General features: G+C 68.3%; 2 protein-coding genes and 1 pseudogene. 2 read left to right on the top strand and 1 reads right to left on the bottom strand.

Annotation, left to right across the window (positions count from 1 at the left end; all coding sequences use genetic code 11):
• Nucleotides 1-255 (bottom strand): annotated as a pseudogene (locus MVA01S_RS30670) (LpqN/LpqT family lipoprotein); the annotation flags it as partial.
• A gap of 176 nt (nt 256-431) precedes the next feature.
• Here MVA01S_RS30670 and leuS point away from each other — a divergent pair.
• Together leuS and MVA01S_RS28660 are read left to right on the top strand one after the other, a co-directional pair.
• Nucleotides 432-3,302: a leucine--tRNA ligase gene (leuS, locus tag MVA01S_RS28665; protein ID WP_003930868.1), complete on the top strand. Its 2,871-nt coding sequence runs from the start codon at nt 432-434 to the stop codon at nt 3,300-3,302.
• Nucleotides 3,303-3,386: 84 nt separating this feature from the next.
• Nucleotides 3,387-4,584: cbb3-type cytochrome c oxidase subunit I (locus tag MVA01S_RS28660; RefSeq protein ID WP_060941798.1), on the top strand; the 1,198-nt coding region annotated here is incomplete at its 3' end.

Below are 4,584 nucleotides of genomic sequence, written 5' to 3'. Positions count from 1 at the left end.
GCTCACCCCGGCGGGCACCGCGGCGGCGCCGCCGGTGGCAGGCGTCACACCGGGGCGCGGGATGAGTTGTGGCGCGGCGTTGGGCGCAACCGTGACGGTCTGCGTCACTGTGGCAGGGGCGGGCAGCGGGGGCTGCGGGAGGCCCGGCTGGGCCGACGCCGTGGTGACCGCGATGCTCAGCACCCCGGCGATACCCGCGGCGCAGGCACCGATGCCACCTGCCAGAACCCGCCAGGGACGGGCGATTTCGCTCATCGAGTGCAATCCTTCCCCACGCTTGGAGGTTCGTCAGGCCAGCAATGTATCCACCGATCTCGGGCAGCCACCAGGGCCGGAACAGACCTGGGACCAACCTCTGATGCATCCGCAACGGAACCGAGACCAACCCGTGGCCGGGAAATTCCGGGAGCGGGTGCTTATACCCTGGTGGGGTGACTGAAACGCCGACCGGAACACAGCCCCGCGCGCAGGCTGTCGCCGATGACACCCCCCGCTACCGCTACACCGCGGAGCTGGCCGGTGCTATCGAGCAGGCGTGGCAGCAGCGGTGGTCGCAGGACGGCACGTTCAACGTCGCGAACCCGGTCGGGTCGCTAGCCCCGGCCGACGGCGCCCAGGTGCCCGCCGACAAGATGTTCGTCCAGGACATGTTCCCGTACCCCTCGGGGGACGGCCTGCACGTCGGGCACCCGCTGGGCTACATCGCGACTGACGTGTACGCCAGGTACTTCCGGATGACCGGCCGGAATGTGCTGCACGCGTTGGGCTTCGACGCGTTCGGCCTGCCGGCCGAGCAGTACGCGATCCAGACCGGCACGCATCCGCGCACGCGCACCGAGGCCAACATCGTCAACTTCCGCCGCCAGCTGGGCCGGCTCGGTCTCGGCCACGACTCACGGCGCAGCTTCTCGACCACCGACGTCGACTACTACAAGTGGACGCAGTGGATCTTCCTGCAGATCTTCAACGCGTGGTTCGATCCGGCGGCCAACAAGGCCCGCCCCATCGCCGAGCTGATCGCCGAGTTCGAGGACGGCACCCGGGAGGTCGGTGACGGCCGCGCCTGGGCCGACCTGGACGCCGCCGCCCGCGCCGACGTGGTGGACTCCCACCGGCTCGTCTACCTGGCCGACTCGGTGGTCAACTGGTGCCCGGGCCTGGGCACGGTGCTGGCCAACGAAGAGGTCACCTCCGACGGGCGCAGCGAGCGCGGCAACTTCCCGGTGTTCCGGAAGCGGTTGCGGCAGTGGATGATGCGCATCACCGCGTACTCCGACCGGTTGCTGGACGACCTCGAGCTCCTGGACTGGCCGGACAAGGTCAAGGCCATGCAGCGCAACTGGATCGGGCGCTCGACCGGCGCCTCGGTCCAATTCGCCACCGACGCGGGCGACATCGAGGTGTTCACCACCCGCCCCGACACCCTCTTCGGGGCGACGTACATGGTGCTGGCCCCCGAGCACGACCTGGTGGACCGGCTGGTCGCCGACGAGTGGCCTGCCGGTGTCGACCAGCGGTGGACCTTCGGGGCAGCGACGCCGCGTGAGGCGGTCGCGGCCTACCGAGCCTCGATCGCGGCCAAGTCCGATCTGGAGCGGCAGGAGAACAAGTCCAAGACCGGCGTGTTCGTCGGCGCCTATGCGACGAATCCGGCCAACGGGCAACAGGTTCCGGTGTTCATCGCCGACTATGTGCTGGCCGGTTACGGCACGGGCGCGATCATGGCGGTGCCCGGCGGGGACCAGCGGGACTGGGACTTCGCGACCGAGTTTGGCCTGCCGATCGTCGAAGTGGTTGCCGGAGGCGATGTCTCGCAGGAGGCCTACACCGGCGACGGACCGCTGGTGAACTCGGGCTTCCTCGACGGCATGGACGTCGAGACCGCCAAGGCCGCGATGACCGAACGGCTGGTCGCCGACGGCCGTGGCCGGGCGCGGGTGGAATACAAGCTGCGGGACTGGCTTTTCGCGCGCCAGCGTTATTGGGGCGAGCCGTTCCCGATCGTGTACGACGAGGACGGGCGCGCGCACGGACTGCCCGCCCAGATGCTGCCCGTCGAGCTGCCCGACGTGCCGGACTACTCGCCGGTGCTGTTCGATCCCGAGGACGCCGACAGCGAGCCGTCCCCACCGCTGGCCAAGGCGACCGACTGGGTGAACGTCGAACTGGACCTCGGCGACGGGCTCAAGCGCTACACCCGCGACACCAACGTGATGCCGCAGTGGGCCGGCAGCTCCTGGTACGAGCTGCGCTATACCGATCCGCACAACGCAGAAGCCATGTGCGCCAAGGAGAACGAGGCGTACTGGATGGGTCCGCGACCGGCCGAGCACGGCCCGGACGACCCGGGCGGCGTCGACCTCTACGTCGGCGGTGTGGAGCACGCCGTGCTGCACCTGCTCTACTCGCGCTTCTGGCACAAGGTGCTGCACGACCTCGGGCACGTCAGCTCCCGGGAGCCGTACCGGCGGCTGGTCAACCAGGGCTATATCCAGGCGTTCGCCTACACCGACTCCCGGGGCACCTATGTGCCCGCGGCCGAGGTGGTCGAGCGGGACGGGAAGTTCTTCTGGACCGGCCCGGACGGCGAGACTGAGGTCAACCAGGAGTTCGGCAAGATCGGCAAGAGCCTGAAGAACTCGGTGTCACCGGACGAGATCTGCAACGACTACGGCGCGGACACGCTGCGCGTCTACGAGATGTCGATGGGTCCGCTGGAGGCGTCGCGTCCGTGGGCGACCAAGGACGTCGTCGGCGCCCACCGGTTCCTGCAGCGGGTGTGGCGGTTGGTGGTGTCGGAGGACACCGGGCAGACCGTCGTGACCGACGAGGAGCTCGACGAGGCCACCCTGCGGTTGCTGCACCGCACCATCGCGGGGGCCGCCGAGGACTACGCGGCGCTGCGCAACAACACCGCGGCGGCCAAGCTCATCGAGTACACCAACCACCTGACCAAGAACGCGGTGACGGCGCGGGCGGCGCTGGAGCCGCTGGTGCTGATGGTGGCGCCGCTGGCGCCGCACCTGGCGGAGGAGTTGTGGAGCCGGCTGGGGCACGAGGGCTCGCTGGCGCACGGTCCGTTCCCGACGGCCGACGAGCGCTACCTGGTCGAGGACACCGTCGAGTATCCGGTGCAGGTCAACGGCAAGGTCCGCGGCCGCGTCACCGTCGCGGCCGACGCACCCGCCGATGCGGTCGAGGCGGCCGCGCTGGCCGACGAGAAGGTGGTGGCCTTCCTGGCCGGAAAGACCCCGAAGAAGGTCATCGTGGTCGGCGGCCGGTTGGTCAACGTCGTGGTGTGATCCCTTCCTTCGGCGTCATGTGAGGCGTAGTTTCACGGTTATCGGGCCGTGGTCCTGACCGCGGCTGACCGCCGAGGAGCGCCCATGGCCGTTGAAGCACCGAGTCTGGTCAACCTTGCGCCGAGGCGGCCGTTCCCGGCCCGGCTGGGCCCGAAGGGCAACCTGGTCTACAAGCTGGTCACCACCACCGATCACAAGCTGATCGGGATCATGTACGTGGTCACCTGCTTCGCGTTCTTCCTGATCGGCGGCCTGATGGCGCTGTTCATGCGGACCGAGCTCGCCGCCCCCGGGCTGCAGTTCCTGTCCAACGAGCAGTTCAACCAGCTGTTCACCATGCACGGCACGGTGATGCTGCTGTTCTACGCGACCCCGATCGTGTTCGGGTTCGCGAACCTGGTGCTGCCGCTGCAGATCGGCGCCCCCGACGTCGCGTTCCCGCGGCTGAACGCGTTCTCGTACTGGTTGTTCCTGTTCGGCGCGCTGATCGCGCTGGGCGGCTTCCTGGTTCCCGGCGGGGCGGCGGACTTCGGCTGGACCGCGTACTCGCCGCTGACCGACGCCGTCCATTCCCCGGGCCCCGGCGGTGACCTGTGGATCATGGGTCTGGCGGTGGCGGGTCTGGGCACCATCCTGGGCGGCGTCAACATGGTCACCACCGTGGTGTGTATGCGCGCGCCGGGCATGACGATGTTCCGGATGCCGATCTTCACCTGGAACATCCTGGTCACATCGCTGCTGGTCTTGATGGTGTTCCCGCTGCTGACCGCGGCGCTGTTCGGCTTGGCCGCCGACCGTCACCTCGGCGCGCTCGTCTACGACCCGGCCAACGGCGGGGCCATCCTGTGGCAGCACCTGTTCTGGTTTTTCGGCCATCCCGAGGTGTACATCATCGCGCTGCCGTTCTTCGGCATCGTCAGTGAGATCTTCCCGGTGTTCAGCCGCAAGCCGATCTTCGGTTACACCACGCTGATCTACGCGACGCTGGGCATCGCGGCGTTGTCGGTGGTGGTGTGGGCGCACCACATGTTCGCCACGGGTGCCGTGCTCCTTCCGTTCTTCGCGTTCACCACCTATCTGATCGCGGTGCCGACCGGTATCAAGTTCTTCAACTGGCTCGGCACGATGTGGAAGGGCCGGTTGACGTTCGAGACGCCGATGCTGTTCTCGCTCGGCTTCATCGTGACGTTCCTGCTCGGCGGCTTGTCCGGGGTGTTGCTGGCCAGCCCGCCGCTGGACTTCCACGTCACCGACAGCTACTTCGTGGTGGCGCATTTCCATT

The sequence above is a fragment of the Mycolicibacterium vaccae NBRC 14118 = CIP 105934 genome, assembly GCF_001552715.1.
Taxonomy (GTDB): domain Bacteria; phylum Actinomycetota; class Actinomycetes; order Mycobacteriales; family Mycobacteriaceae; genus Mycobacterium; species Mycobacterium vaccae.
This window is presented reverse-complemented; position numbering and strand designations above follow the sequence as displayed.